This is a genomic window from Comamonas composti DSM 21721 (assembly GCF_000429845.1).
Taxonomy (GTDB): Bacteria; Pseudomonadota; Gammaproteobacteria; order Burkholderiales; family Burkholderiaceae_C; genus Comamonas; species Comamonas composti.
Genome location: NZ_KE386971.1, coordinates 197,908 through 223,995, shown reverse-complemented (window position 1 = coordinate 223,995; position 26,088 = coordinate 197,908). Strand labels below are relative to the sequence as shown.

Genomic DNA, 26,088 nt, shown 5'->3' with positions numbered 1-26,088 from the left:
ATGACGCAGGAAAAAATGAACGCAGACCAGGAGCTCGATGTACGCCGGCAAGACGGCGTGCTGTGGCTCACCATTTGCCGCGAAGAGCGGCGCAATGCCTTGAGCCCGGGCGTGCTCCAGGGGCTGTGCGAGGCCTTTGCCCAGGCTGCGCAGGACCGCTCGCTGCGCGCCATCGTGCTCACGGGTGCGGGTGACAAGGCTTTTTGTGCGGGTGCCGATCTGCAGACGGGAAAGTCCTTCAAGTTCGACTATTCCGAGCCCAGCCAGGGCCTGGCCGATCTTCTGCGCCTGGCGCGGGCCACCCATGTGCCCAAGATCGCGCGCATCAACGGGGCATGCATGGCCGGAGGAATGGGGCTGATGGCCATGTGCGACATGGCTGTGGCGGCCTCGCATGCGCGTTTCGGCCTGCCCGAGGTCAAGGTCGGCGTCTTCCCGGCCCAGGTGCTCAGCGTGCTGCAGGGTCTGATGGGTCGGCGTCTGCTGACCGAGCTGTGCGTGACAGGTGAGTCCATCGACGCGCACCAGGCCCTGGCCTGCGGCCTGGTCAATGATGTGGGGGATGATCTCGATGCCCGGCTGCAACAGCTGTTGGCACGGGTGCTGGACAAGTCGCCTGCAGCCATACGCCGGGGGCTTTACCTGATGAAGCAGATCGAGGCCATGCCGTTCGAGCAGTCCATGGCCTTCACCGAAAGCCAGATCGGCCTTTTCGCCTTGACCGAGGATGCGGCCGAGGGACAGCTGGCTTTTCGCGAAAAACGCCAGCCCCGGTGGACTGGACGATAAAGAGGATTGAGCAATGAGCAAGAAAAACATCCGCATCGGCGGCGCTTCGGGCTTCTGGGGCGATAGCAGCGTCGGTGCGCCGCAGCTGGTGCAAAGCGGCAAGGTGGACTATCTGGTGTTCGACTACCTGGCCGAGCTGACCATGTCGCTCCTGGCCTCGGCCCGCATGCGCAAGCCCGAGATGGGCTATGCCACGGACTTTGTGACGGTGACCATGAAGGGCCTGCTCAAGGAGATCGTGGAGCGCGGGATCCGCGTGGTCAGCAATGCCGGGGGCATCAACCCCCAGGGCTGCGCCCAGGCCATTGCCGCGCTGGCCGCCGAGCAAGGCCTGTCGGTGAAGATCGCCGTGGTCGAGGGCGACGATGTGATGCCGCTGTTGCCTGCGCTGCGCGATGCCGGCGTGCGCGACATGCAAAAAGGGCGGCCGCTGCCGGACAGGGTGATCAGCGCGAATGCCTATCTGGGAGCGCTGCCTGTGCGCCAGGCCCTGGACCAGGGCGCGCAGATCGTGATCACGGGCCGCTGTGTGGACAGCGCCGTGACCCTGGGGGTTTTGATGCACGAATTCGGCTGGCAGGCCCATGATTACGACCGCCTGGCCCAGGGCAGCCTGGCTGGCCATATCCTGGAGTGCGGCTGCCAGGCCACCGGCGGCCTGCATACCGACTGGGAAAGCGTGCCGGACTGGGCCAACATCGGCTACCCGATCGTCGAGTGCCGTGAGGACGGCAGCTTTCTCGTGGGCAAGCCCGATGCGACGGGCGGGCTGGTGAGCACGGCGACCGTGGGCGAGCAGGTGCTGTATGAAATCGGCGACCCTGCAGCCTATCTGCTGCCCGATGTGCGCTGCGACTTCACTCAGGTGCGGCTGCAGCAGCAAGGCCCGGACCGGGTGCTGGTCAGCGGTGCTCGCGGATATGCGCCCGGCGGAGCGTACAAGGTCAGCGCCACCTTCATGCAGGGCTATCGCTGCGATGCCCAGCTGTCCATCGTCGGGGTGGATGCCGCAGCCAAGGCGCAGCGCACGGCCGAGGCGATTCTGGCGCGCACGCGCAAGCTGTTTGAGGCCAATGGCTGGGCCGATTACAGCCGCACGCGCATCGAGGTTCTGGGCACCGAATCCTGCTTCGGCCCCCATGCAGGCACCTGGCAGACGCGTGAAGCCACGATGCGGCTGGCCGTGATGCACGAGGAGAAAGCGGCGCTGGAGCTGTTCGCGCGCGAGATCGCGGCCGCCGGCACGAGCTGGGCGCCTGGCACCACGGGCTCGGGAGGCGGGCGGCCCAGCCCCTCGCCCTCGATACGGCAATATGGCTTTTTGCTGGAAAAGTTCGCGCTCAATCCCAGCGTCCTCATGGATGGCGTGCGCACGGCCGTGCCGATTCCCGATGGCGGAGAGCTGGATCTGCCGGACCGCCCGGCCGAGGAAAGCCCACCGGCAGACGAGGCGCAGGATGCGGTCGAAGTCCCTTTGATCCGCCTCGCCTATGGCCGCAGCGGAGACAAGGGCGATATCTCCAACATCGGCCTGATTGCCAGGCATCCCCGTTATCTGCCCGTGCTGCGTGCGGCCGTCACCCCGCAGAGCGTCAAGGCCTGGCTGGGGCATCTGGTGCAAGGCAGCGTCACCCGCTATGAGCTGCCGGGCTTTGATGCCTTCAACTTCGTTTGCGAGTCGGCGCTCGATGGCGGCGGCATGGCTTCGCTGCGCAACGACCCGCTGGGCAAGGGCATGGCCCAGATCCTCCTAGCCATGCCGGTGCGCATACCCTGCGGGCTGCTGGCCGCAGACGGCGCCGGCTCCTAATCCCCGATCACGCGCAGCGCCGCCTCGATCAGGCGCTCCTGGGCGGCGGGCTGATCGCAGGCCACGGCATGGCGGAACTCCATGCCGCGCAGCCAGGTGATCTGGCGCTTGGCAAGCTGGCGCGTGGCGGCGATGCCGCGCTCGCCGAGGCTGTCCATGCTGTGCAGGCCGTCCAGGCTCTCCCAGGCCTGGCGGTAGCCCACGCAGCGGATCGAGGGCAGGTCGGCATGCAGGTCGCCGCGTGCACGCAGGCGCCGGACTTCGTCGAGAAAGCCCGAGGCCAGCATGGCCTCGAAGCGCCGGGCTATGCGTTCGTGCAGCCAGGCCCGGTTCTCTGGTTCCAAGGAGAAAAAGCCTCCAGCGCTTATCAGGCTTGCGCTGGAAGCTCTCTTTTTGATAGTGTGAAAGCTCGACAGCGGGCGCCCGGAGATCATCCAGACTTCGAGGGCGCGCTGGATGCGCTGGCTGTCCGCGGGCGCCAGCCTGGCGGCGGTCTCGGGGTCGATGCGTGCGAGATCGGCATGCATGGCCGGCCAGCCGCGCTCCGTGGCCTGGGCATCGATGCGCGCGCGTATCTCGGGGTTGGCGGGCGGCATGTCGTCCATGCCGTCCAGCAAGGCCTTGAAGTACAGCATGGTGCCGCCCACGAGCAGGGCAATGGCGCCGCGCGCATGGATCTGTGCGACCAGGGCCTTCGCATCCTGCACGAACTCGGCCGCGCTATAGGCCTGCAAAGGGTCGCGGATGTCGATCAGATGGTGCGGGCAGGTGGCCAGCTCGCGCGCATCGGGCTTGGCCGTGCCTATGTCCATGCCGCGGTAGACCAGGGCCGAGTCCACGCTGACGATCTCCGCTGCCCGGCCTTTGCGCGCCAGCACATCGGCCAGCGCCAGGGCGGCGGCGGTCTTGCCCGAGGCGGTGGGGCCGGCGATGGCCAGGCAGGAGGGAGGCTTGGGGCAGGACATGGGCAGCAGAAGATCAAGGCATGGAGAAGAGGCCAGGGCGTGGTGCGGGGCTCTGGCCGCAGAGCCAGCCCGGGGCCGGGCCGGTGCAAGCGCCAAAGCGTAGCAGACAAGTCGTGCGGCTTTGGCGAATGGCCCCGGCGAAAATGTCCTGCGAGGAAGGTTGGGGTGACTGGCTCTGCGAACTTCTCTTGCAGGGCATGGAGGGACTTCGCTGCGGTGCGCGGGCAGCGCCGTGATACGCGCTATTCTTGATGCCCTCGGTCGCGGGCGGGAGTCGCATCGGCCGTCTTCCAAGGGATGAACTCTATGCCTTTATGCCTGGGTCTTGCGGCCAACCGAATCCACCACCAAACCGAAGATGCGGCGCTGTTCGCCTGGCTGCGTGCCTGCGAGGCCGGCATACGCGAGCTCGGTCTTTCCCTGCATGCGGTGGGACGCACCTATGACGCCATCCAGGGGGCCGGCATGCTCGGCGGCTATGGCGCCCTGCATCGCTACCCCTATGGGCGCGAGGGCGGGCTCATGAAGCTGGTGGCCGAGGTCGTGGGCATGGAGGGGGATGCGCGCCGCCTGGATGGCGCGATCTACCTGACCGATCCCGTGGATCCTTCCTCGACCTTTCCCGAGGCCGTGGCGCTCAAGCGCCAGTGCGTAATCCATGGCAAGCCCTTTTTGTCGACCCTGGCCTCGGCGCGCGACTGGGTGGAGATGGAGCGCCTGCATGCAGGCCTGGCGCCCGATCCCGGGGCCCAGCGCTTTCACGACTTCGGGCGCCAGACGCTGGCGCTGATCGCCCACGATGCGCTCAAGTCGCGCATGCTGGAGTTTGCGGCCCTCAACTTCGAGCTGCTCTCGCGCTTCGGGCGGCGCGTGGCCACGGGCACCACGGGGCAGAGGCTCAACGAGCTGGCCTGGAGCCGGGGCTGGCCCCAGGGCCGGCCCTGGGTGGAGCGCTACAACAGCGGCCCTCTGGGTGGTGATGCCCAGATCGCCGACCTGGTGCTGGAACGCCGCTGCCAGCGCGTGATCTTCTTCGAGGATCCGCATGTGGCGCGCCAGCACGAGGCCGACATCCAGTTGCTGGAGCGCGCCGTGACCACGGTCACCACGGAGGCGGTCTGCACCACTTCGCCGGCCGTGGCCCAGCGCTGGTGCGAGGCTGCGCTCAAGCGCTAGGAAACGCCATCAGATCACGCCCTGCGCAAGCATGGCGTCGGCCACCTTCACAAAACCTGCGACATTGGCGCCGTCGATGTAGCTGACCGTACCGTCCTCGCGCTGGCCGTACTTGAGGCAGGCCGCATGTATGCCCTGCATGATGAGCAGCAGCCGGGCATCGACCTCTTCGGCGGTCCAGGACAGGCGCATGGCGTTCTGGCTCATCTCCAGGCCCGAGGTGGCCACGCCGCCCGCATTGCTGGCCTTGCCGGGCGCATACAGCACGCCGGCCTGCTCGAAGGCCTTGGCTGCCTCGTTGGTCGAAGGCATGTTCGCGCCTTCGGCCACGCACTGCACGCCATTGGCGATCAGGGTTTTGGCATCCTGCTCGCCGAGCTCGTTCTGGGTCGCGCAGGGCAGGGCTATATCGGTCTTGATCGACCACGGGCACTGGCCTGCGAGGAACTGCACATCGCTGACCTTGGCGGCATAGTCGCTCACACGGCCATAGTGGTGATTCTTGATCTCCATGAGGATGGCCAGCTTCTCGGGAGTGAAGCCAGCGGGGTCATGGGCCGTGCCCGAGGAGTCGGACACCGTGATCACCTTGGCGCCCAGTTGCATGGCCTTCTCGACGGCGTACTGGGCCACATTGCCCGAGCCGGAGACCGAGACCGTCTTGCCCTCCATGGATTGGCCGCGCGTGGCCAGCATCTCCTGGGCGAAGTACACCGTGCCGTAGCCCGTGGCTTCGGGGCGTATCAGCGAGCCGCCGAATGCCAGCCCCTTGCCCGTGAACACGCTGGCCGCGCTGTTGGAGAGCTTTTTGTACATGCCGGCCATGTAGCCGACCTCGCGCCCGCCCACGCCGATGTCGCCTGCAGGAACGTCGGTGTCGGGCCCCACGTGGCGGAACAGCTCGGTCACGAAGGCCTGGCAAAAGCGCATTACCTCGGCCGGGCTCTTGCCCTTGGGATCGAAGTCCGAGCCGCCCTTGCCGCCGCCCATGGGCAGGGTGGTCAGCGCATTCTTGAAGGTCTGCTCGAAGGCCAGGAACTTGAGCACCGAGAGGTTGACCGAGGGGTGAAAGCGCAGGCCGCCCTTGTAGGGGCCGATGGCCATGCTGTGCTGGATGCGAAAGCCGCGGTTGATCTGCACCTGGCCCTTGTCGTCCGTCCAGCTCACGCGGAACATGACCACGCGCTCGGGCTCGACCAGGCGATCGAGCAGGCCGTACTCGGCGTATTTTGGATGCTTCTCGATGAAGGGCCACAGGCTTTCCATGACCTCGGTCACCGCTTGCAGGAACTCGGGCTGGCCGGGGTTGCGCTGGGCGACTTCTGCGAGGAACTGGTTCACGGACTCGTACTTCATAGAAAAACCTTCTGGCTAAAAACGCGATGATGCAAAGTGCAGACCAAGATTATGCCAAAAAGTTATGCGGTTATGCATTGTTTTGGTGTTCGGTGGCACATGGATGGTGCATCGAATGCCTGGTCTGCAGTGCAGAGCGTCGCAAAAAACAAAGCCCCGACAAAGCCGGGGCTTGATGTTTAGAGAATTTGCTAGCTGCTAGCGCTTGTCAGATAAGCATCTCAAGCTTGTTAATGCCTGAAACACAAGCAGAGCAAGCGCTAGCAGCTATGGTTTTTGATGTCATCGGCCGCGCAAAAACAGTGCATCCAGCTCCTTCATGCTCAACTGGCGCCAGGTGGGGCGGCCGTGGTTGCATTGGTCGGAGCGCTCGGTGACTTCCATCTGGCGCAGCAGGCCGTTCATCTCATCGAGCGTGAGCTTGCGGTTGGCACGCACTGCGCCGTGGCAGGCCATGGTGGCCAGGATTTCGTTGCGCGCGCGCTGGATCACGGTGCTGGCATCGTGCTGGGCGAGTTCGGCCAGCACGCTGCGCGCAAGCTCCACGGCATCGCCTTGCGTCAGGCTTGCGGGCACGGCGCGCACGGCCAGGGTCTTGGGCGAGAAGGGCGAGATCTCCAGGCCCAGCGTGAGCATGGTGGCTTCATGGGCTTCGGCCGTGGCCACTTCCTCGGGCGTGGCCGCGAAGGTGGCCGGAATCAGCAGCGGCTGGCTGGGAATCTGCGCATCGCCGTTGACCGCGTTCTTGAGCTGTTCATAGACGATGCGCTCGTGGGCCGCATGCATGTCCACGATGACCATGCCCTGGGCGTTTTCCGCGAGGATGTATACGCCATGGATCTGGGCCACGGCCCGGCCTAGCGGCCATACGGGCTCGGCGTCGGCCGGATCTGCGGCATGGGGCGTGGCGCTGGCATTGGCATTGGCATTGATGGTCGAGGCCGGCGCGCCCGAAAACTCCGGGGCGGCCGCCGCGCCGCCTGCATCTGCCGCCATGCCGGCCTCGGCGCTCGGGGCTGCTTCCGTCGGCGCGTGACCTGCAGGGGCTGAGGGCTCTGTGCCGCCAGCCTGCACGAAGGAGGCGGCCGGGGCCGGGGGCTGGGTGCGCATCGGAGCCCAGAGCCCGGCCATGTCGCTGACCTTGTGGCCGGGGCGCTCGTCACCAAAGCTCATGCGCGCCTGGGGCCAGGCCGGGGCTGCGGGCCTGGCCGTGGTCTGCGGCGTGGCCGGCAGAAGCTCGGGGTTGCGCCCGGCTTCCAGGGCCGCCGCTTCGGCGGCTGCCACGGCGCGCGGCGCGGCCAGCGCGTTCTCCACCGCGTGGCGCACGGCCTGGTGGACTTCGCGGCTGTCGCGAAAGCGCACCTCGATCTTGGTCGGGTGCACGTTCACATCCACGCGTGCGGGATCGATCTCCACATACAGTGCATAGATGGGCTGTTTGTGGCCGTGCAGCACGTCTTCATAGGCGCTGCGTGCCGCATGGGTGAGCACCTTGTCGCGCACGAAGCGGCCATTGACATAGCAGAACTGCTGGTCGGGGCGCGAGCGCGCGGCATCGGGAATGCCGGCCCGGCCCGTGACATGGACCGAACCCGACCAGTGGTCCACGGCCACGGAGTTCTTGGCAAAGTCCTCGCCGAGCACGTCGGCCAACCGTTGGGCCAGGGCCTGGGCGGGATCGGCATCCGTGGCCGCACGCCACTGCTCCACGAGCCTGCCCTCGTGCCAGATCGCAAAGCCCACATCGGGCCGGGCCAGCGCATGGCGGCGCACGGACTCTATGCAATGCGCGAGCTCCGTGGCGTCGGTCTTCAGGAATTTGCGCCGCGCGGGTGTGGAGAAGAACAACTCCTTGACCTCGACGGTAGTGCCCTGGTTGCGGGCTGCAGGCCGCAACTCGCCGCTGCGTGCATCCAGCAGATAGGCCGATTCCTGGCCTGCAGGGCGCGAGAAAATCGAGGTTTCGGACACCGATGCGATCGCGGCCAGGGCCTCGCCGCGAAAGCCCATGGTGGCCACGGTTTCCAGGTCGTGCAGGTCGGTGATCTTGCTGGTCGCATGGCGGCGCAGGGCCACGGCCAGTTCGGCCTGCGGAATGCCCACGCCATCATCCTCCACGGAGATCAGACGCACGCCGCCGGCCAGAAGCCGCAGCGTGATCTGGCTGGCGCCTGCATCCAGGGCGTTGTCCACAAGCTCGCGCACCACGGAGGCCGGTCTCTCGACCACTTCGCCGGCTGCGATCTGGCTGATGAGTTCATCGGGCAGGTCGCGAATCGGGCGACGTGCATCGGAGAGGGGAGTCATGCTGTCTGGGTTCACAGCATGATTTTAGGTGCGCGGCTTTCGGCCCTTGAGATGCAGGGTTCTGTCAGAACGTGTTGACGATCTCTACGCTGCCGCGTTGGAGCGCAATCGGGATGAGTTCAAAGCGATGGGGCGCAGCTTGCACCGGGGTGCAAGCAAGCCACAGCGCGAAGAAATCGCCCGATTTCGCTCCAACCCTTGGGGCCAGTGTCTTTGCGGGCGGTCTGCAGCGTTGCGAATCCTCGCAATAGCACGGCTATTGCTGCGGTGTCGCGCCTTGCATCCCATCCCGCACAGACACTGGCGCGGCACCGAGGAGATCGTCAACACGTTCTCAGGGCGTATTGCAGCTTCTGGAGCTGCATGCCCGCTCCTGGAATGCTCAGCGCCTGCGGCCGCGGCGGCCGGCATTGTCGCTGTCACTGCCGACCTGGTTGCCGATCAGTGCGCCGGCGGCTGCACCGCCCACCGTGCCCAGCGTGGAGCCGAACAAGGCATTGCCGACCACGCCGCCCGCCACGGCGCCGACGCCCGTGCCGATCTGGGCATTGTTCGGGTGATGGGCGCAGCCGCCCAGAGCCAGAGCGCCTGCAAGCGTTCCCATAAGAGTCAGGGATTTGAGGAGAGTGCGAGGTGTGGACATGCGGTTGTGGCCTTTGTTCATGAAGGGTTGCGGGAAGCGGGACCTTGGTTCCGCTGACGATTCATGGACTTTGCCTGCAAAAGGCTGACAGATCTATGTGCTTGAGGTATCGGTTGAATAAAAGAGGTAACAGAATTTATGAAACCCTGACGCATATTGCCGGTCTGCAGGCCGGGCCCATGTCCTGGGTCTGGCCCGGGGCGCTGATAATGCGCAGCCATGGAAGCCATCTCCTTTCTCATCGATTTCATACTGCATATAGACAAGCACCTGGAGGCGTTCGTTCTGGCCTACGGGCCTTGGGTGTATGCGCTGCTGTTTCTCATCGTGTTCGTGGAAACCGGTGTCGTGGTCATGCCGTTTCTTCCCGGCGATTCGCTGCTGTTCATCGTGGGAGCGCTCAGCGGCGCAGGTCTCATGGACTACAAGCTGGCCTGCGTGGTGCTGCTGGTGGCGGCCATCCTGGGAGACCAGTGCAACTACAGCATTGGCCGCTTCATAGGGCCCAAGGTGTTCCAGTGGGAGGATTCGCGCTGGTTCAATCGCCGCGCCTTCGATCAGGCCCATGCGTTCTATGAGCGCTATGGCGGCATCACCATTGTTCTGGCGCGCTTCATGCCTTTCATCCGTACGTTTGCACCCTTTGTGGCGGGTGTGGCGCACATGGAGCGCAGCCGCTTCACGGCGTTCAACGTGGGAGGGGCCGTGGTCTGGGTGGTGGGCATCAGCGCCGCCGGCTATTTCTTCGGCAACATGCAATGGGTGAAGGACAACCTGGAGAAGATCATCTGGGGTCTGATTCTCGTGCCCGGCCTGATCGCGATATTCGGTGCCTGGCGCGCCGGACGCAAGGAGAAGGCGCAGGCCTGACCTGGAGCCCGATCTCAGAACGTGTTCACGCTCTCAGGGGTTGGGGTCGTAGTCGTTGGCCCTGCCGGCCTGCTGGCCGATCAAGGCCCCGGTCGCAGCCCCGGTGATCGTGCCCAGCGTGGAGCCGAACAGCACATTGCCCACGACGCCGCCGACAATGGCTCCCATGCCCGAGCCGACCTGCGCATAGCTGGGACGGAGGGCGCAGCCCGCCAGATTCCAGCCCAGGACGGCGAGCAAAACAATGAGTCGCAAACGCATGAGAGCTCTCCTTGGGGCCACGTCTGCTGCAAAGAGGTAGTCAGCGCTTGCGGGGCCATGAGTGGGACCGGCGCCTATGCTGGCACAAGCCGGGCCCCTGGCATGCAGTTTGCGGTCATAAATCACCGCAAGTTTCTTTTGTAGGCGTCTTGTATTGCCTGCCTCAGACCGAGCGGCTGCGGGCCAGCGGCGGGTTGTGGGCAAAGTAGTTGCGTATGCCGCGCATGATGGCGTCGGCCAGCTGCACCTGGTAGGCCGTGCTGCGCAGCTTGGCTTCTTCATCGGGGTTGCTGATGAAGGCTGTTTCCACGAGCACGCTGGGAATGTCGGGCGCCTTGAGCACGGCAAAGCCGGCCTGCTCTACGCGCGGCTTGTGCAGCTTGGCCATGCCGCCGATCTCGCCGAGCAGGGCACTGCCCAGTTTGAGGCTGTCCTTGATCTGGGCCGTGGTGCTCATGTCCAGCAGGGCGCGCTGCACATGGCGGTCCTGGCTGCCCATGTTGAGGCCGCCCACGAGGTCGGCCTGGTTTTCCTTGTTCGCCAGCCAGCGTGCGGCCGTGCTCGATGCTCCCTTGTCGCTGAGCGCGAACACGCTGGCTCCGCGCGCGGCCGGCGTGGTGAAGGCGTCGGCGTGGATGCTGACGAACAGGTCGGCCTGCACGCGCCTGGCTTTTTCCACGCGTGTCGCCAGCGGCACGAAGAAGTCGCCGTCGCGCGTGAGAAAGGCCCGCATGGGGCTGCCGCCTATGCGCGAGTTGTTGATGCGCTCGCGCAGCAAATGCGCAATCTTGAGCACCACGTCTTTTTCACGCGTTCCTTTGGGGCCTATGGCGCCCGGGTCTTCGCCGCCATGTCCGGGGTCCAGGGCCACGATGATGATGCGGTCGGTGTGGCGAGCCACCGGTGGCGGGCTGGGGGCCGGCCGGGGCGCGGGAGCCGGGGCCGGCTCCGGTGCGGGGGGCGGCACGGGGGCCTGGGCAATCACGGGCGGCGCCGGCTCTGGCCTGGAGCCGCTGTGCTGGGCAATCAGGTCGCCCAGAGGATCGACTTCTGGTGCTGGTGCTGGCGCTGGCGGCTTGCCGGTGACGGCGGGCATGGGAATCGGCGCCGGCGCCGGGGGCGTTGGTGCGGCGGCCACGTTCGTGTCGCCATCCAGGGGCGGGAGGCGGTCGCGCAGTCTTTCGCTGATCAATGCCTCCAGCGGATCCACGGCCTTGGCTGGATAGAGGTCGAAAACCAGCCGGTGCTTGTACGGAGCCACGGGCTCCAGCGTGAAGACCTGGGGCCGGGCCTCTTGCTTGAGGTCTATCACCAGGCGCACGACCGAGGGCGAGTTCTGGCCCACGCGGATGGCGGCGATGTTCGGATCGTCGGCTCTGACCTTGGCCACCAGCTCCCGCAAGGCGGGGTTGAGCTCGATGCCGTCGATGTCCACGGCCAGACGCGGAGGCTGGTCTATGAAGAACTGCTTGGCCGAGAGCTTGGTGTCGGACTCTATGGTCACGCGCGAGTAATCGGGCGCAGGCCAGACGCGTACGGCCACGATGGTGGCACCGTGCACGATCTGCTGGCGGCCCAGGAGCAGCACCACCGTGCCTGCCTGCAGCAGGTTGCGGCGCGACATGCGGGAAGAAGTGGGGGAGAGAACGTCGCTCATGCCTGGGCTTTGGGGCTTTAGGGCTTCAGGGCCGCGAGGAGCAGGCGACCCGGCTCGGTCTGGGCCATCAGGGTCACGCGCCGCTGCGCTTCGTCAATTGCTTCAATATGAATAGCTATATCCGCAGGCGGAGTCAGTGCTGCGGCTTTTTCGGGCCATTCTGCCAGCTTGAGGCCGGGGCTGGAGAAAATATCCCGAAATCCCGCATCCTCCCATTCGCGCGGATCGTCGAAGCGGTAGAAGTCGAAGTGCCAGATCGCAAGCCCCGGTGCCTCATGGGGTTCGACCACTGCATACGTGGGGCTTTTGATGCGTCCCTGCACGCCCAGGGCGCGCAGCAGGTGGCGCACCAGGGTGGTCTTGCCTGCGCCCAGGTCGCCATGCAGGGTGACATACGCATTCGCGAGGGCCGGCAGGGCAGCGAGTTGCTGTGCAAAGCGCTCGGTGTCCTGCTCGCCATGCCAAAGCCATTGCCGGGACTGCAGTGAAGCCGACGCCGCAGACGCGCCCGGCCGGACGCCGCTTTCTACAATCGGGGGAGTATGTTGTGCAGCAGTCAATTGGTTCCTTCGGTACAGGCTTGGGCTCGCGAACTTGGATTTTCCCAAATCGGCGTGGCTGGCGTGGATTTGTCGTCTGCGGAGCCGGGTTTGATGCAGTGGCTGGAGAAAGGTTTCCATGGCGAGATGCATTACATGCAAAGCCATGGCCTCAAGCGTGCCCGGCCGGCCGAGCTGGTGCCGGGGACGGTGAGCGTGATCACGGCCCGCATGGACTATCTGCCGGCCAGCATGTTCGCCGGTCAGGGGCGCGGCTGGCAGGCCGTCGAATGGGACAGGCTCAGGCGCCCCGAGGAAGCCATCGTCTCCGTTTACGCGAGGGGGCGAGACTATCACAAGGTCCTGCGCTCGCGGCTGCAAAAGCTGGCCGAGCGCATTGCGGCGGAAATCGGGCCTTTTGGTCACAGGGCGTTCACTGATTCGGCCCCGGTGCTGGAGGCCGAGCTGGCCAGCCGCAGCGGCCAGGGCTGGCGCGGCAAGCACACGCTGATTCTGAACCGCGAGGCGGGCTCGATGTTTTTTCTGGGCGAGATCTATGTGGACTTGGCGCTGGAGCCCACGGCCCCGGTGAGCGCGCATTGCGGCAGTTGCACGGCCTGCATCGATGCCTGCCCCACGGCGGCGATTGTTGCGCCCCGGCGCGTGGATGCGCGCCGCTGCATCTCCTATCTGACCATTGAGCATGCAGGCGCGATTCCCGAGGAGTTGCGCCCGCTGATGGCGAACCGCATCTACGGCTGCGACGACTGTCAGCTCGCCTGTCCCTGGAACAAGTTTGCCCAGCCCAGCCGGCTGCCGGACTTTGATGCACGCCCGGGCCTGGCCGGCAGCTCTCTGGTGGCGTTCTTTGCGTGGGAGGAGGCCGAGTTCCTGCGGCGCACCGAAGGCAGCCCCATACGCCGCATAGGCCATCAGCGCTGGCTGCGCAACCTGGCCGTGGCCCTGGGCAATGCCTGGCGCGACACGGGGGACGAGGCCGTGCGTGCGGCCCTGGCCGGCCGTGCCGGGCATGAGGATGCGCTGGTGCGCGAGCATGTGGCCTGGGCGCTTGCCCAGCGCGAGCCTTGATCAGTTCACCAGGCTCAGCGCAAACGGCAGGCTCAGGACCCCGAGCAAGGTGGACAGGGTCACCAGCCCCGCCACATAGGAGCCGTTATGGCCCATGCGCACGGCCAGCAGATAGCAGGACGAGGCCGTGGGCAGGGCCGAGAAAGCCATCAGGGCCAGGGCCTGGGCGCCCGAGAGCCCGAACACATGCACCATGGCCAGGGCGATCAGGGGCTGGGCCAGATGGCGCAGGCCCAGCAGCTGCACGGCCAGCAGCTTGCCTGCGGCCAGGGCGCCGAACTGCATGCCTGCGCCGGCCGACATCAGGCCCAGCGCAATCGCGGCCGCGCCTATGCGCGAGACCGAGGGCTCCAGCCATTCGGGCAGTCTCAGACCCAGGGCGCTGAACATCAGTCCGGCCAGCGTGCCGATGATCAGCGGATTGCGCACCAGCTGGCCCATGAAGGGCTGGCCGCTGATGCGTGCCATGGGCCATACGGCAGCGATGTTGCAAAGCGGCACGCTGACCCCGATGAGCACCGAGATGTAGAGCAGGCCCTCGGGGCCGGCGAGGCGATTCGCGAGCGCCAGGCCGATGAAGGAGTTGAAGCGGAACGCCACCTGGGCCGAGCCCGCGTGCAAAGACCGGTCCAGGCGCGCGCCCAGCCAGGGCCAGTGGGGCAGGCTGTAGGCCAGCGCAATGCCCAGCAGGGCCGTGCAGATGCCGGCGGCAAGCAGCACGCTGGTTGCACCCCAGTCCAGCGGGTTCTTGACGATGGAGTGAAACAGCATCACCGGAAACAGCAGGTAATACACCAGTGATTCCGTGGCCTGCCATAGCGGACGGTCCAACTGCGTATGGCGGCACAGCAGATAGCCGAGCGCGATCAGCGAAAAGTCGGGGAAAAGCAGTTGTGCATAGTTCACGGCCCCCAAGCATAAGCGTTTTGAGCGCCAGTGCCGGTATCGCCGTGCGCCGTGGCGACACCGGGCTGAAGGTAGCAGGTCAAGCTGTCTTCGATGCCAATTATTCTTATGAGTTTTGACTTATGCAGGGTCGTAGGGATTTGATTGATCGAAATCCCGTCTTGTACACGTGATAATCAAATCCGCTTTAAGCGAGGCCAGGCCTCACCAGGTCTGCGTCTGAAAAATAACGTCATCAACAATGACTTCCACAAGGAGATAGTTCTATGAATCGCCGCAAATGGATGGGCCTGACCCTGGCTCTTGCAAGTTCTGCTGCCATGGCCCAGGCTTATCCCAGCAAGCCCATCAAACTGGTTGTACCCTTCGCCCCTGGCGGAACCACGGACATTATTGCGCGTGTGATTGCCGACCCCCTGGGCAAGGAACTGGGCCAGCCTGTGATCGTGGAGAACAAGGGCGGCGGCGGCGGCATTATCGGCGCCATGGAAACCGCGCGCTCGGCTCCCGATGGTTATTCGCTGGGTATTGCCACGGTATCGAGCATGGCCACCAATCCGGCCATAAACCCCAAGGTGTCCTATAACCCGATTACCGACTTCACGCCCATCATCAATGTGGCGGCCACACCCAATGTGATTGCGGTCAATCCCAAATTCCCGGCCAAGGATTACAAGAGCTTTGAGGCCGAGCTGAAAAGATCCCAGGGAAAATACTCCTATGCCTCATCTGGTACTGGTGGTATTCAGCACATGCTGATGGAGCTGTATAAAAACCTGACCCAGACGTTTGTGACCCATATTCCTTACCGTGGTGCGGGCCCTGCGCTCAATGACGTGGTTGCCGGGCAGGTGCCCATGGTGCTGGACAATCTGCCCTCGGCCCTGCCCTTCATCAAGGACAACCGCCTGGTGCCCATCGTCGTGGCTGCGCCTCAGCGCCTCGCGGTTCTGCCGAATGTGCCCACGTTCAAGGAAGTCGGCCTGGAGCCCGTGAACCGCATGGCCTTCTACGGCATTCTGGGCCCCAAGAACATGTCCAAGGAGGTCGTGGACAAGCTCAATGCCGCCGTGCGCAAGGTGCTGCAGGATCCGGGTGTGAAAAAGCGCATCGAGGACACGGGCTCCCTGGTCGTGGGCAATACGCCCGAAGAGTTCGGCAAGCAGCTCAAGGACGAGTACGAAATTTACAAGAGGGTTGTGGTCGAGCAGAAGCTGGCGCTGGACTGAGCGTCGGCCGCCATGATGGCGGCTCTTGAAAAAGGAGCTGCTAGCGCCAGTCAGTACTGGGTTTCAGGCATATAAGTAGTTGAAACCCATGAGTGACGAGCGCTGGCAGCTCTCTTTTTATTTGTCGTGGCAGCGTGTACCCTTCGCCCATGCCTTTATCTGCCGAGCCGTCAGGCGCCGAAACCGACAACCCTGCGCACTGGCCCCAGCCCCTGCCCGCAAGCCTTGAGGCCCTGGACTTGTTCATGGACGCGCTGCTGCTGGAAGACGGCCTGTCGCGCAATACCCTGGCTGCCTACCGGCGCGACCTCATGGCCTGGGGCCAGTGGCTGGCGCGTGCGGGGCGGGCGCTCGATGAGGCGCAGGAGGACGAGCTGCAGGCGTATTTCGCCGTCCGGTTTGCGCAGACCAAGGCCAGCTCTTCCAACCGTCGCCTCACGGTCTTGCGCCGCTACTACCACTGGGCGCTGCGCGAGCAGCGCATTGCCGTCGATCCCACGGTGCGCATCCTGGCCGCGAAGCAGGCGCCGCGCCTGCCTCATAGCCTGAGCCAGGAGCAGGTCGAGGCTTTGCTGGCCGCGCCCGACACGCAGACGCCATTGGGCCTGCGCGACCGTGCCATGCTGGAGCTCATGTATGCGAGCGGCCTGCGCGTCAGCGAGCTGGTCGGCATGAGCCTGCACGAGCTGGACCTGCGCGCGGGCGTGCTGCGCGTTACGGGCAAGGGGCAAAAGGAGCGCCTGGTGCCCTTTGGCCAGGAGGCGCAGTGGTGGCTGGAGCACTATCTGCAGACTGCGCGCAGCGCCATCCTGGGTGGTCAGCGCAGCGATGCGGTGTTCGTGACCCAGCGTGGCGCAGGCATGTCACGCGTCATGTTCTGGATCATCGTCAAGCGCTGCGCCCAGCTTGCAGGGATTACCGCACCTCTGTCACCGCATACGCTGCGCCATGCATTTGCCACCCATTTGCTCAATCACGGCGCCGATCTGCGCGTGGTGCAGATGCTGCTTGGCCATGCCGACATCTCCACCACCACCATCTACACCCATGTGGCCAGAGAACGTCTCAAGGCCTTGCACGCCCAGCACCACCCGCGCGGCTGAGATCGTGAACACGCTCTGAGGACATGCAGCCTGAAGAGCACGGCCGTCAGACTTCTTCTGCGATCAGGCTGTCTGCCCAGGCCAGTGCCTGCAAATGCGCCCAGTTGACCTGGTGGTTGGATAGCTGCAAGGCATTGGCTGCTTCGGCAAAGCTTTGCTCGTCGCCGCTTTCGCAGGCGCGTGTGAGATCCAGGAACGGGGCAAACACGCCCTTGTTGTGCACCAGCGCATCGACCACGGACTGCGGCAAGGCCACCGAGGACAGGGCTTGTTCCATGGGCTGGCCGAGCATCACGTCCAGCAGTGAGAACACGCCGACCACGAAGGCGTTGTCGCAGTCCTCGCTGGGCAGCAGCTCGGCGGTGAGCAACTCCATGAGGCGCCCGCGCACCACGGCCGTCTGTCCCACGGCCGGTGGCGTGCCATTGGCGCGTGAGGTGGTCAGCAGCAAGGCGGCCCAACGGAACAGCTTCTTGAGGCCCAGAATCATCACTGCGTGGCGAAACGAGGTGATCTCGCAGGACAGACCAAAGCCTGAGGAGTTGATGAAGCGCAGCAGATTGAAGGACAGCGTGGGATCCTTCTTGAGCAGCTCCTCGATCTCGTCCGTGCTGGCCTGCTGGCGTACCAGGTTGATGAGTTGGATGATGGTCGCCTGGGCCGGGCGTATGGCGCGCGCCTGCACGAGCTGGGGCTGGGCGAACCAGAAGCCCTGGAACAGCATCACACCGAGCTCGCGCATGCGCTCGAACTGCTCGGGCGTCTCCACCTTCTCGGCCACGATTCTTGCGAGGGTATGGGTTTGTGCAAACTTCACCAGTACCTGGGCTTCGGCCAGCGAAAGCGCCTGCATGTCCAGCTTGATGAAGGCCGCCGCAGGCAGCCAGCTTGCATAGGCGCGGCGCAGCAGGCTCTGGTTGAACGCGAGGCGAAAGCCGCGTTCGCGCAGGTCGCTGAACAGGGGCAGGCAGGCGGCGATCTCCTCGGCGCTCGCATTGTCGTGCAGCGTGGGGATTTCCAGCACCACCTTGTCGGGGTGAATCAATTCCAGGTGGCCGCCGCTCAGGCTTTCATGCGTGCAGTTGATGAAGACCGTCTTCTTGCCGACCAGGGCTTCGGCACCTGCATAGGACAGCGCATTGAACAGCAAGGCCGCGTCCGAGGCCGCCGTGTGCTGATCCTGGGCGGTCGAGCGGTCGAACAGCTCATATCCGAACACGTCGCGCTGCTCATTGACGATGGCCTGGCGTGCGATCACCGTCACCTGATCGTCTTCAATGCCTTCTGGCAAAGCAGACGGAGTAGAAGATTTATTGCTTTTCATGGCGGAGGGGGAGAGGTTGATGCGTGATCCAGTGCACACATTACAACTGTAGCAAACCCTATCCTACAACGATCCCGCCTGCCGATAAGCCCCGAAGAAGCCCCTTCCAGGCCGGGAATGGAGCGCATCGCCAGGCATGCCGCAGGCCGGTTGCGCGTCTGTCCGGAGCCGGTTTCCTGTCCAGTTTTGGGATGTGGGAGCGGTTCGCTGGTTTGCGAATGTTTGACAGTTTTTCCGGGCGCCGGACCAGGTTTTCAGGTTCAGGGCGTTTCTATGTGCAGGGCGTTGATGAAGCCCTCGCGCCGCTCCAGGGCCTTGAGTCCTTTTTCACCAAGCTCGCGTGCCACCAGGTTGATCAGGCCTTCGCAGAAAATCATGCAGGCTCCCATGCTGTTGCTGATGAAGCTGCTTTCATAAGGGATGAAGAATGCATGGCGTGCGGCGGCTGCAAGCGGGGAGGCGCGGGTGTCGGTGATGGCGACCACGTGGATGCCGGATCGGGCCGCCGCATGGGCCACCTCGGCCACGATGCGCGAGTAGGGCGCAAGACTGGAGACCACGAGCACGTCGCCGTGCGTCATCTGGGCCAGGCTTTCGGCAACCCCCTGGCCCGGGCCGCTGAGCAGGGAGACCTCGGCGCGCAGCAGGTTCAGGCCGTAGTTCAGAAAACTCACAAGAGAATGGATCTGCCGTATGCCGTAGATGCGAACCCTGGGCGCGTGCGCGAGCAGCCGGGCCGTTTGTTGCAGCTCGGACTCATCGAGCTGTTGCAGAAAGCCGACCACATTGCGCACCGACTCCTGGGCCAGCTGGGTGACCAGGTCACAGCAGCTCAGTGGCTCGTGGATTGTGGTCCCGTCCAGCAGGCGGCCTGCCTGGCGCGTATAGAAATGCGGGCCGTCCTGGGTCAGGTGCTCGCGAAACACCGCCTGGAACTCTCCGAAACCTGCGAAACCCAGCCGTGTCGCCAGGCGCGTGAGCGTGGAGGCATGCACGCCCATGCTGCTGGCAAGCTCGGAGATCGTGCTGACGGCCACGTCGCCGGGCCTGTCCACCAGCTTGGCCAGTACGGCGTGGGCCTTGGTGCCCAGCGAGACATTGGCCTGGCCCCGGCCTATGGCAATGACCAGGTTTCGCAGGGAGTCCAGGTTATGGACATTGGAGACGGCGGCAGAGGACATGGGTGGAGAAGGTGGATGAGGAGACTGGAGAATTCCAAAACCGAGTCAGGCGATGACTCGCTGGCGGCGCTGGCCCTGCTCCTGTGCTGCGGCAGCTCCATCCTGGTGTACTCGATGGGTCCGGAAATGGAATGAGAGCGAAGCCGATTCAGAAGCTGTCGCCTCATGCCTGCGAGCCCAGGCTGGTTGCGAGACGCCGGCAGGCAAAGCCGTGCTTGCTGGTGCAGGAAAAGCAGGCCCGGTCAGGTTCATCTCGGTTGTCCATGAGGCTGTGCGCCATCTGCATAGAAGGCGCACAGGCATCAGGACACCAGCTCGCAGCGTTGGGCGTTGCGCATGATAAACAGGCTGGAGCGGCAGGCCCCCGCATAGACCTGCCAGTCCACAGCCTGCTCGCCGACCTCGAAAACCGCGGTTGCCATGGTGTGCTCGTTGTCGCTGTCATCGGGCGCATCGCGGTAGATCGGAAAGTTCAGGTGACTGCGGTCGAACAGGATGTCCAGTGCATCGGGGTGCTGCGATCTCTGCAGTAACTCCATGCCCTGGGTCTGGCGGTTGCTCGAAGAGCGGGTGATGATTTGCGGCTGGTGGGTCATGGCCGCATGGACCATGTGATTGGCATGCAATGAGCGCTGATCCACGGCCTGTACCGAAACCAGGGCATTGCAAAACTCCACGCTGGCGATGTCGGTGGCGCCGGCCTGGGCCAGGGTCAGGTGAAAGCCGCCGGCCCGCGGGCTGGTGCGCAGGTAGGAGATGGCGGCCTCGACATGGTCCATGTCGAGCAGGGCGCGCGTGAGCAGCATTCTGGGCAGGCCCGCCTCGGCCTGGAGGCTGCGTAGATTGTTGACCGTCATCACCATGCCGGCTTCGGTGACCGCAAACGTATGGCCTGGAACGGAGCCGGGATAGACGAAGGATGTGAAGCGGCCACCGTTGGTGATGCTGATCTGGGCTATGGCGCAATGCCCGCCAAACGCCGGGTCGCCGTCCTCGTTGTGAGCAATCAGCGGCAGCGGCCCCGGATATTGCAGCGTGGTGCAGCCGTCGGGCGTCATGGCCCAGAGGTCGCCGCGGCAGTTCCAGATGAAGACATCCTCCTCGGGCAGACCCAGGCCCTGGGCCAGGCCCTTGAGCTCTTGCCAGTAGTCGGGATGGCGCTCGCGCACCAACCTGGCCATGGTTAGCACCCTGGGGTGGCCGCGCCAGCGCATGAGCTGGCTCCAGGCGGACGAAGTCTGGGCGTAGGAGTGCATGGCTCGGGCGCCGAAGCGGCCGAGGGCTTGGCCGACCTCGAACGAGGTACCTGTGATTCGCAGAAAATCAAGCATGGGTCGGTGATTAAACGTGTTGAAGGAATTCGCGCAGCCGGGGATTGCTGGGCTGATCTATGAGCTCGGCCGGGGGGCCGTCCACGGTGATCTTTCCGTTTTCCATGAAGATCAGGCGTGTGCCCACCTTGCGTGCGAAAGCGATTTCATGCGTGACCACGATCATGGTCATGCCTTCCTCGGCCAGGGACTGCATGACACGCAGCACCTCCTGGCGCAGCTCAGGGTCCAGGGCCGAGGTGGGCTCGTCGAACAGCATGATCTGAGGTTTGACGGCCAACGCCCGGGCAATGGCCACGCGCTGCTGCTGACCGCCTGAGAGCTGGCCCGGGTAATGGTTTTCGCGCTCTCCCATGCCGACCTTGCCAAGCAAGTCCCGGGCCAGGGACCGGGCCTCATGCGAGTCCAGGCCGCGTACCTGCCTGGGGCCGAAGGCCACGTTCTCCAGTGCCGTCATTTGCGGGAACAGATTGAACTGCTGGAACACCATGCCGGCTTCCTGGCGGATCTCGCGCACCTTGGCCTTGCCTGCGCGCACGCTCAGGCCGTTGACCACGAGGTCACCGCTGTCGATGCTCTCCAGCGCGTTAATGCAGCGCAACAGGGTCGACTTGCCCGAGCCCGAAGGGCCTATGAGCACCACGACCTCGCCGCGCTGGATGGAGAGATCCACCTGGTCGAGCACCACGGTGGCGCCAAAGCGCTTGCTGACCTTGCGAAATTCAACCATGGTCATAGGATACGCATCCTCTTTTCCAGGGTTCTGAGCGCGAAGGTCAGACAACCGATCAGGAGCAGATAGATGAGTGCCACGGCGCTCCAGATCTCCACGGCCCGGAAGTTGGCAGCCATGATCTCCTGGCCCTGGCGCGTGAGCTCGCCCACACCGATGACGATGAACAACGAGGTGTCCTTGAGGCTGACGATGAACTGGTTGCCCAGGGGCGGGGTCATGCGCCTCAGGGCAACAGGGCCGACCACAAAGCTCAGAACGCGCCAGCCCGGCAGGCCCAGGGCCAGGCCCGCCTCGGCAAGCCCCTTGGGGACGGACAGGAATGCCCCACGCACGATCTCGGCAATGTAGGCCCCCGAGTTGACGATGATGGAGACGATGGCGGCAGTCAGCGGGTCCACGCGCACATTGGCGATCATGGGCAGGGCAAAGTAGATGAACATGACCTGCACCACGATGGGCGTGCCCCGTACCAGCTCGATATAGACAAAGCTCAGCGTGTCAAGCAGGCGGTTGCCATAGGCTCGCATGAGGCCGAAGACCAGCCCCACGACGGTGCCCCCTGCAAGCCCGGCAAGAGTGATCCAGACCGTGAGCTTGGCGCCTTGCATCAAGGCGGGCAGGGCATGGGTGATGACGGAGATATCGAAGTCCATGGCGGATGGGCTGCGTCATCCGGGTCATCAGGGTTTGGGCGGCTCTGTGCCGAACCATTTCTTGTAGATGGCGGCATAGCGGCCATCGGCCTTGAGCCCGGCCAAGGCTTGGTTGACCCTGGGCACCAGCGGGCTGCCTTTGGGAAAGCCGATGCCGTATTGATGGGCCTGCATTTGTTCGCCCACCACCTGGACCTTGTCTTTGCCGGCCGTGTTTGCAAAGTACAGCACATTGGGTGTGTCGTGCATGGCGGCATCCACCCGGCCTGTCATCAGCTCCAGATAGGCGTTGTCGATATTGGGGAACTGGCGCAGCTGCGTGCCTGTGAAATGTGTCTTGGCATAGTCGGCCGACGAGGTTCCGGTCTTGATCGCCAGGCTTTTTCCGCGGAGGTCGGCTGCGCTCCTGATGCCGCTGCTCTTGGGCACCAGCAGCATGAAGCCGCTGTCGTAATAGCCATCGGAAAAATCGATGACTTTTTTACGCTCCTCCTTGATCGTGATGCCGGCCAGGGCCAGATCCACATTCCTGGTCTGCAGGGCTGACAGGATGCCGTTGAAATCCATGGGCTGAAGCTTGTAGCTCAGGCCCAGCTGCTTGGCTATTGCATCCCAGAGGTCGATGTCAAAGCCTACGTATTTGTCGCCCTGCTTGAACTCAAAAGGCACAAAGGCCGTATCCGTTGCCACGATCAGAGGCTGGTCCTGGGCCCGTACGGACAGGCTGTGCAAAACTCCTCCCATCACCATGGCTGTCAGCAAAGCGCGTTTCGTCGCCCCCATGAGTGTTCCTCCCGATTTATAGAAGAATCCTCCAGGCGTCGAGGCTTGGAGGAATAGATTTGCAATCTATATTTGCGCAATATCTATTTGTGCAAATGTATTTGCAACGTATGCTCATGACAAGCTGAAACAACCAGGAAACATCCCTTCATATAAAGGGATTTGAAAGTTCTCAGAGGGGGAGGACGACTCGGTCCTGGGGTTTGTACGGATTAAATCTGTTGCAACCAGGCCAGTTCGGTTTCGCTGAAGCCGGCAGCGCGGCGAGCTGCTTCGTTGAAGGGGGGCCGAAGGCGCGGAGCCTCGTAGCGCTCGGTCAGAACCAGGTAATGCGCTTCTGGATCCAGCCCCTGGCGCTCGCAAAGCCAGCGATACCAGTGGTTGCCTATGGCCACATGGCCGACTTCCTCGCCGAGGATGATGTCCAGAATGTCCACGGCGGCCAGCGCATCGGGTGTACCCACGTTGCGCAGCTTGAGCTGAATCTGCGGTGTCGCATCCAGGCCGCGTGCTTCCAGTGTGCGCGGCACCAGGGCCATGCGCGCGGTGATGTCGCCCGCCGTCTTCTCGCACATGCTCCACAGCCCCTGGTGGGCTGGAAAGTCGCCGTAATCATGGCCCAGGTGCTGCTGCAGATGCGTGCGCAGCAGCCGGAAATGCTTGGCCTCTTCGGCGGCCACCTGCAGCCAGTCGCGATAGAACTGCGCCGGCATGTCATCGAAGCGCCATATGGCATCCAGCGCCAGATTGATGGCATTGAACTCGATATGCGCGATGGCATGGATGAGAACGGCGCGCCCTTCGGGGGAGGCAGGCGAGCGGCGGGCCACGGCCGTGTGATGGCGCAGCTCGGGACGCGCGGGCCGGCCCGGCAGATCGGATTCGGCGCAGAGCAGGGGCGGTGCCGTGGCTGCTATTGAATAAAGAGCTTGTTGCGCATGCAGCTCAAGGGCTGCAGAGGCTTTTTGTTCGGGGTCTGAAAGACACAAGACCTCCAGGGCGCGATGACGTAACTCCATCCCTACAATTGTAGGTTTACCTATAGAGCGTGTTCACGATCACTACGCAGGCGCGTTGGAGCGCAATCGGGATGATGTCGAGTCGATGGGCCGCAGCTTGCACCGGGGTGCAAGCAAGGACCAGCCCCAAAAAATCGCCCGATTTCGCAAAGACACTGGCGCGCCGCGAGGAGATCGTGAACACGTTCTTAGCAACTACGAGTGGAGACAAGAGATGGCGATTTACGAACTTCAAGGTGTAGCCCCCGATGTGGCGCCCACGGCCTGGGTGGCCGACAGCGCCGAGGTCATGGGCAATGTCCAGTTGTGCGAGGGAGCCAGCATCTGGTTTGGCGCCGTGCTGCGCGGCGACTGCGAAAGCATTGTCGTGGGGGAGGGCAGCAACATCCAGGACGCGAGCGTGCTTCATGCCGACTACGGCAAGCCCTTGCTCATAGGGCGTGATGTGACCGTGGGCCACCAGGTCATGCTGCATGGCTGCACGATAGGGGATGAGTCGCTGATCGGCATTGGCGCGGTGGTGCTCAATGGCGCCAAGATCGGCAAGAACTGCCTCGTGGGCGCAGGCTCTCTGGTCACTGAGGGCAAGGAGTTCCCCGACGGTTCCATGATCATGGGCAGCCCGGCCAAGGTCGTGCGCCAGCTCACACCCGAGCAGATCGAGGGCCTGAGGCAAAGCGCCAGGCATTACGTGGAAAATGCGCAGCGCTTCAAGACCGGCCTGCGAAAACTGGGCTGAACAAGGCCTGGCAGTTTGCGCTGTCGGGCAGCCCTGGGGTTGCAGCGTGCTCTGCACTCAGGCTCTGGGGCAAGATTTACTACGGAAACATCAGCGTGTCTGAACTGCATAAATTCATTTTCGAGGGCTTGCCCGTACGCGGCGCCATGGTGAGGCTCACCGATGCCTGGCAGGAAATCCTGCAACGGCGTGCGGGCAACAAGGAAACCGGCAGCTACCCTGCAGCGGTCAGCGAACTGCTGGGCCAGATGGCGGCAGCCGGCGTGCTCATGCAGTCCAACATCAAGTTCAACGGCGCCCTGGTGTTCCAGGTCATGGGCGATGGCCCGGTCAAGCTGGCCGTGGCCGAAGTCCAGTCCAACCTCGACCTGCGTGCCACGGCCACCCTGATCGGCGAGGTTCATGATGGGGCGAGCCTGGACGAATTGCTCAATGTCGAGGGCAGCGGGCGCTGCGCGATCACGCTCGATCCCAAGGGCCGTCAGCCGGGCCAGCAGCCTTATCAGGGCGTGGTGCCTCTGTCCGATGCCCAGGGGCGCAAATTCACCAGGCTCTCCGATGCCTTGCAGCACTACATGCTGCAGTCCGAGCAACTGGACACCGTCATCGTGCTGGCTGCGAACAAGGAAGTCGCTGCCGGCCTCATAATTCAGCGCATGCCCGTGAAGGGCGAAGCCAATTTGGCGGCGGCCACGGAAAGCGAAAGCGCCGCGCAGGATGCCCAGGGCCTCAACGAGGAATACAACCGCATTGCCACGCTGGCCGCAAGCCTGACCACCGAAGAGCTGCTGACCCTGGATGTGGAGACCGTGCTGCGGCGCTTGTTCTGGGAGGAGAAGCTGCTGCGCTTCGTGCCCGAGCAAGGCGAGAGCGGGCCGCGCTTTGCCTGCACCTGCAGCCGCGAACGCGTGGGTGCGATGCTGGTTTCCCTGGGCGTGCAAGAGGTGGAGAGCATCGTTGCCGAGCGCGGCAGTGTGGAAGTGGGCTGCGATTTCTGCGGCCAGCAATACCTGTTCGATCCCATCGATGCCGCGCGCCTGTTTACCGAGGCCGGCAAGCAGCCGCCCAGCCCCTCGACGGTTCAATAAAACTCAGCACTGGGTGCGTAGCGCATCGAACAATCTGCGCTCGCACTCGGGATCGCCGCATTGCTCGCAGCCTGCAGGGCGCAGGAGCATGGGGCGCTCGGCCTGGGGTTGATCAAGGGCTGGTGTCTCCAGCCAGGACCAGTCGCCATCGGGCTCCAGGAATTGCAGGACTTCCCGCAACTGCTTCCATTGCTGGTTTGCCGTGCCGTACAGCACTTGATAGTCACGCCCTTGTGCCTGCAGCCGGGCTCGCCAAAATTGCAGCAAGCCTGCGTGATGCGGGTCGGCGCTGCGCCAGTCCTGGCCCAATAGAAAAATTCTGCCCGCAGGGGGCAAGGCCTCGTCGGGTCCTGGTGCGGTGCAAGTCCAGGGCGAGGCTGGTGCGGTGCGCTGCCTGCAGGCCTGGTTCAAGCCATGAGCCATGGATCGGGCCACGGGCGGACCCAGAAGAATCACGGTTGCCAAGGCCATATGGGGTTTGGAAATGGCTTGTACGCGCTGGTGAGGCTGGCCCAAGGCCTGCAGAACCAGGGC

At 64.2% G+C, this 26,088-nt stretch carries 25 protein-coding genes; 9 read left to right on the top strand and 16 right to left on the bottom strand.

Going from position 1 to position 26,088, the window contains the following annotated elements:
• The first annotated feature begins 15 nt into the window (after positions 1 to 15).
• Positions 16 to 789, top strand: coding sequence for an enoyl-CoA hydratase/isomerase family protein (locus tag G486_RS0117995; protein WP_027016774.1), 774 nt, complete (start codon positions 16 to 18; stop codon positions 787 to 789).
• A 13-nt stretch (positions 790 to 802) separates the two neighbouring features.
• Positions 803 to 2,599 carry an acyclic terpene utilization AtuA family protein gene (locus G486_RS0117990; RefSeq protein WP_027016773.1) on the top strand — a complete coding sequence of 599 codons (1,797 nt, stop codon included), beginning with the start codon at positions 803 to 805 and terminating at the stop codon, positions 2,597 to 2,599.
• Here G486_RS0117990 and miaA read toward each other — a convergent pair.
• A complete protein-coding gene (miaA, locus tag G486_RS0117985; protein ID WP_027016772.1) occupies positions 2,596 to 3,564 on the bottom strand; it encodes a tRNA (adenosine(37)-N6)-dimethylallyltransferase MiaA in 969 nt (322 codons plus the stop codon). The two genes, G486_RS0117990 and miaA, sit on opposite strands and share 4 nt — an antisense overlap.
• A gap of 306 nt (positions 3,565 to 3,870) precedes the next feature.
• Between miaA and G486_RS0117980 the strand changes: the two genes are divergently transcribed.
• Positions 3,871 to 4,740, top strand: a complete 870-nt coding sequence (locus G486_RS0117980; protein ID WP_027016771.1) for a hypothetical protein — start codon at positions 3,871 to 3,873, stop codon at positions 4,738 to 4,740.
• A 9-nt stretch (positions 4,741 to 4,749) separates the two neighbouring features.
• On the opposite strand, the gene gdhA is transcribed toward G486_RS0117980, so the two are convergent.
• From gdhA to G486_RS0117965, 3 genes are all read right to left on the bottom strand, one after another.
• A complete protein-coding gene (gene gdhA, locus G486_RS0117975) occupies positions 4,750 to 6,096 on the bottom strand; it encodes an NADP-specific glutamate dehydrogenase (RefSeq protein ID WP_027016770.1) in 1,347 nt (448 codons plus the stop codon).
• Between the two features lie 282 nt (positions 6,097 to 6,378).
• A complete protein-coding gene (mutL, locus tag G486_RS0117970) occupies positions 6,379 to 8,403 on the bottom strand; it encodes a DNA mismatch repair endonuclease MutL (protein ID WP_211233808.1) in 2,025 nt (674 codons plus the stop codon).
• Between the two features lie 382 nt (positions 8,404 to 8,785).
• Entirely contained in the window at positions 8,786 to 9,046 is a 261-nt protein-coding gene (locus tag G486_RS0117965; RefSeq protein ID WP_034388394.1) for a glycine zipper 2TM domain-containing protein, read from the bottom strand.
• Positions 9,047 to 9,265: 219 nt separating this feature from the next.
• On the opposite strand from G486_RS0117965, the gene G486_RS0117960 reads away from it, so the two are divergent.
• Positions 9,266 to 9,916, top strand: a complete 651-nt coding sequence (locus G486_RS0117960; RefSeq protein WP_027016767.1) for a DedA family protein — start codon at positions 9,266 to 9,268, stop codon at positions 9,914 to 9,916.
• Positions 9,917 to 9,949: 33 nt separating this feature from the next.
• Here the strand turns inward: G486_RS0117960 and G486_RS0117955 are convergent, their stop codons facing one another.
• From G486_RS0117955 to tsaE, 3 genes are all read right to left on the bottom strand, one after another.
• A complete protein-coding gene (locus G486_RS0117955) occupies positions 9,950 to 10,177 on the bottom strand; it encodes a glycine zipper domain-containing protein (RefSeq protein ID WP_027016766.1) in 228 nt (75 codons plus the stop codon).
• A gap of 163 nt (positions 10,178 to 10,340) precedes the next feature.
• The gene (locus G486_RS0117950; protein ID WP_027016765.1) at positions 10,341 to 11,834 is read right to left on the bottom strand and encodes an N-acetylmuramoyl-L-alanine amidase; all 1,494 of its coding nucleotides are present in this window, start codon (positions 11,832 to 11,834) and stop codon (positions 10,341 to 10,343) included.
• A gap of 17 nt (positions 11,835 to 11,851) precedes the next feature.
• Entirely contained in the window at positions 11,852 to 12,394 is a 543-nt protein-coding gene (tsaE, locus tag G486_RS0117945; RefSeq protein WP_027016764.1) for a tRNA (adenosine(37)-N6)-threonylcarbamoyltransferase complex ATPase subunit type 1 TsaE, read from the bottom strand.
• Here tsaE and queG point away from each other — a divergent pair.
• The gene (queG, locus tag G486_RS0117940; RefSeq protein WP_034388332.1) at positions 12,377 to 13,462 is read left to right on the top strand and encodes a tRNA epoxyqueuosine(34) reductase QueG; all 1,086 of its coding nucleotides are present in this window, start codon (positions 12,377 to 12,379) and stop codon (positions 13,460 to 13,462) included. The two genes, tsaE and queG, sit on opposite strands and share 18 nt — an antisense overlap.
• Here queG and G486_RS0117935 read toward each other — a convergent pair whose 3' ends face one another.
• Entirely contained in the window at positions 13,463 to 14,368 is a 906-nt protein-coding gene (locus G486_RS0117935) for an AEC family transporter (protein ID WP_027016762.1), read from the bottom strand. It lies immediately after the preceding gene.
• 266 nt (positions 14,369 to 14,634) lie between these two features.
• Here G486_RS0117935 and G486_RS0117925 point away from each other — a divergent pair, with 266 nt between their 5' ends.
• Entirely contained in the window at positions 14,635 to 15,597 is a 963-nt protein-coding gene (locus tag G486_RS0117925) for a tripartite tricarboxylate transporter substrate binding protein BugE (RefSeq protein ID WP_027016761.1), read from the top strand.
• A gap of 149 nt (positions 15,598 to 15,746) precedes the next feature.
• A complete protein-coding gene (xerD, locus tag G486_RS0117920; protein WP_084455430.1) occupies positions 15,747 to 16,700 on the top strand; it encodes a site-specific tyrosine recombinase XerD in 954 nt (317 codons plus the stop codon).
• A 46-nt stretch (positions 16,701 to 16,746) separates the two neighbouring features.
• Here the strand turns inward: xerD and G486_RS0117915 are convergent, their stop codons facing one another.
• The 7 genes from G486_RS0117915 to G486_RS0117880 form a co-directional block, all read right to left on the bottom strand.
• Positions 16,747 to 18,024, bottom strand: a complete 1,278-nt coding sequence (locus G486_RS0117915; protein ID WP_027016759.1) for an EAL and HDOD domain-containing protein — start codon at positions 18,022 to 18,024, stop codon at positions 16,747 to 16,749.
• Between the two features lie 260 nt (positions 18,025 to 18,284).
• Complete coding sequence (locus tag G486_RS0117910; protein WP_034388330.1) at positions 18,285 to 19,205, bottom strand: MurR/RpiR family transcriptional regulator; 921 nt, start codon at positions 19,203 to 19,205, stop codon at positions 18,285 to 18,287.
• 302 nt (positions 19,206 to 19,507) lie between these two features.
• Positions 19,508 to 20,536 (bottom strand): C45 family autoproteolytic acyltransferase/hydolase, encoded by a 1,029-nt coding sequence (locus G486_RS22785; protein WP_034388328.1) that lies wholly within the window; start codon positions 20,534 to 20,536, stop codon positions 19,508 to 19,510.
• A gap of 10 nt (positions 20,537 to 20,546) precedes the next feature.
• Positions 20,547 to 21,272, bottom strand: coding sequence for a glutamine ABC transporter ATP-binding protein GlnQ (glnQ, locus tag G486_RS0117895; protein WP_027016757.1), 726 nt, complete (start codon positions 21,270 to 21,272; stop codon positions 20,547 to 20,549).
• Positions 21,269 to 21,925, bottom strand: a complete 657-nt coding sequence (gene glnP / locus G486_RS0117890) for a glutamine ABC transporter permease GlnP (RefSeq protein ID WP_027016756.1) — start codon at positions 21,923 to 21,925, stop codon at positions 21,269 to 21,271. The genes glnQ and glnP overlap by 4 nt, the downstream gene beginning before the upstream one ends.
• A gap of 27 nt (positions 21,926 to 21,952) precedes the next feature.
• Positions 21,953 to 22,675, bottom strand: coding sequence for a glutamine ABC transporter substrate-binding protein GlnH (glnH, locus tag G486_RS0117885; RefSeq protein WP_034388326.1), 723 nt, complete (start codon positions 22,673 to 22,675; stop codon positions 21,953 to 21,955).
• A 245-nt stretch (positions 22,676 to 22,920) separates the two neighbouring features.
• Positions 22,921 to 23,727, bottom strand: a complete 807-nt coding sequence (locus G486_RS0117880) for a ferritin-like domain-containing protein (protein WP_027016754.1) — start codon at positions 23,725 to 23,727, stop codon at positions 22,921 to 22,923.
• Between the two features lie 214 nt (positions 23,728 to 23,941).
• Between G486_RS0117880 and G486_RS0117875 the strand changes: the two genes are divergently transcribed.
• Both G486_RS0117875 and hslO read left to right on the top strand, forming a co-directional pair.
• Entirely contained in the window at positions 23,942 to 24,466 is a 525-nt protein-coding gene (locus tag G486_RS0117875; RefSeq protein ID WP_027016753.1) for a gamma carbonic anhydrase family protein, read from the top strand.
• Positions 24,467 to 24,561: 95 nt separating this feature from the next.
• The gene (gene hslO, locus G486_RS0117870; RefSeq protein WP_027016752.1) at positions 24,562 to 25,554 is read left to right on the top strand and encodes an Hsp33 family molecular chaperone HslO; all 993 of its coding nucleotides are present in this window, start codon (positions 24,562 to 24,564) and stop codon (positions 25,552 to 25,554) included.
• Between the two features lie 3 nt (positions 25,555 to 25,557).
• On the opposite strand, the gene G486_RS0117865 is transcribed toward hslO, so the two are convergent.
• Positions 25,558 to 26,025, bottom strand: coding sequence for a hypothetical protein (locus tag G486_RS0117865; RefSeq protein WP_245587367.1), 468 nt, complete (start codon positions 26,023 to 26,025; stop codon positions 25,558 to 25,560).
• Positions 26,026 to 26,088 lie beyond the last annotated feature (63 nt).

Excerpts from the sequence above, each read along its gene's own strand:
- G486_RS0117980 (WP_027016771.1), top strand. The coding sequence starts at position 3,871 with ATGCCTTTATGCCTGGGTCTTGCGGCCAACCGAATCCACCACCAAACC.
- G486_RS0117865 (WP_245587367.1), bottom strand. The coding sequence starts at position 26,025 with ATGGCCTTGGCAACCGTGATTCTTCTGGGTCCGCCCGTGGCCCGATCC.
- glnP (WP_027016756.1), bottom strand. The coding sequence starts at position 21,925 with ATGGACTTCGATATCTCCGTCATCACCCATGCCCTGCCCGCCTTGATG.
- G486_RS0117960 (WP_027016767.1), top strand. The coding sequence starts at position 9,266 with ATGGAAGCCATCTCCTTTCTCATCGATTTCATACTGCATATAGACAAG.
- G486_RS0117990 (WP_027016773.1), top strand. The coding sequence starts at position 803 with ATGAGCAAGAAAAACATCCGCATCGGCGGCGCTTCGGGCTTCTGGGGC.
- queG (WP_034388332.1), top strand. The coding sequence starts at position 12,377 with ATGTTGTGCAGCAGTCAATTGGTTCCTTCGGTACAGGCTTGGGCTCGC.
- G486_RS0117965 (WP_034388394.1), bottom strand. The coding sequence starts at position 9,046 with ATGTCCACACCTCGCACTCTCCTCAAATCCCTGACTCTTATGGGAACG.
- G486_RS0117950 (WP_027016765.1), bottom strand. The coding sequence starts at position 11,834 with ATGAGCGACGTTCTCTCCCCCACTTCTTCCCGCATGTCGCGCCGCAAC.
- G486_RS0117880 (WP_027016754.1), bottom strand. The coding sequence starts at position 23,727 with ATGGAGTTACGTCATCGCGCCCTGGAGGTCTTGTGTCTTTCAGACCCC.
- glnQ (WP_027016757.1), bottom strand. The coding sequence starts at position 21,272 with ATGACCATGGTTGAATTTCGCAAGGTCAGCAAGCGCTTTGGCGCCACC.
- G486_RS0117955 (WP_027016766.1), bottom strand. The coding sequence starts at position 10,177 with ATGCGTTTGCGACTCATTGTTTTGCTCGCCGTCCTGGGCTGGAATCTG.
- gdhA (WP_027016770.1), bottom strand. The coding sequence starts at position 6,096 with ATGAAGTACGAGTCCGTGAACCAGTTCCTCGCAGAAGTCGCCCAGCGC.
- glnH (WP_034388326.1), bottom strand. The coding sequence starts at position 22,675 with ATGGTGATGGGAGGAGTTTTGCACAGCCTGTCCGTACGGGCCCAGGAC.
- G486_RS0117915 (WP_027016759.1), bottom strand. The coding sequence starts at position 18,024 with ATGAAAAGCAATAAATCTTCTACTCCGTCTGCTTTGCCAGAAGGCATT.
- G486_RS22785 (WP_034388328.1), bottom strand. The coding sequence starts at position 20,536 with ATGCTTGATTTTCTGCGAATCACAGGTACCTCGTTCGAGGTCGGCCAA.
- G486_RS0117925 (WP_027016761.1), top strand. The coding sequence starts at position 14,635 with ATGAATCGCCGCAAATGGATGGGCCTGACCCTGGCTCTTGCAAGTTCT.
- xerD (WP_084455430.1), top strand. The coding sequence starts at position 15,747 with ATGCCTTTATCTGCCGAGCCGTCAGGCGCCGAAACCGACAACCCTGCG.
- miaA (WP_027016772.1), bottom strand. The coding sequence starts at position 3,564 with ATGTCCTGCCCCAAGCCTCCCTCCTGCCTGGCCATCGCCGGCCCCACC.
- mutL (WP_211233808.1), bottom strand. The coding sequence starts at position 8,403 with ATGACTCCCCTCTCCGATGCACGTCGCCCGATTCGCGACCTGCCCGAT.
- G486_RS0117995 (WP_027016774.1), top strand. The coding sequence starts at position 16 with ATGAACGCAGACCAGGAGCTCGATGTACGCCGGCAAGACGGCGTGCTG.
- G486_RS0117910 (WP_034388330.1), bottom strand. The coding sequence starts at position 19,205 with ATGTCCTCTGCCGCCGTCTCCAATGTCCATAACCTGGACTCCCTGCGA.
- G486_RS0117875 (WP_027016753.1), top strand. The coding sequence starts at position 23,942 with ATGGCGATTTACGAACTTCAAGGTGTAGCCCCCGATGTGGCGCCCACG.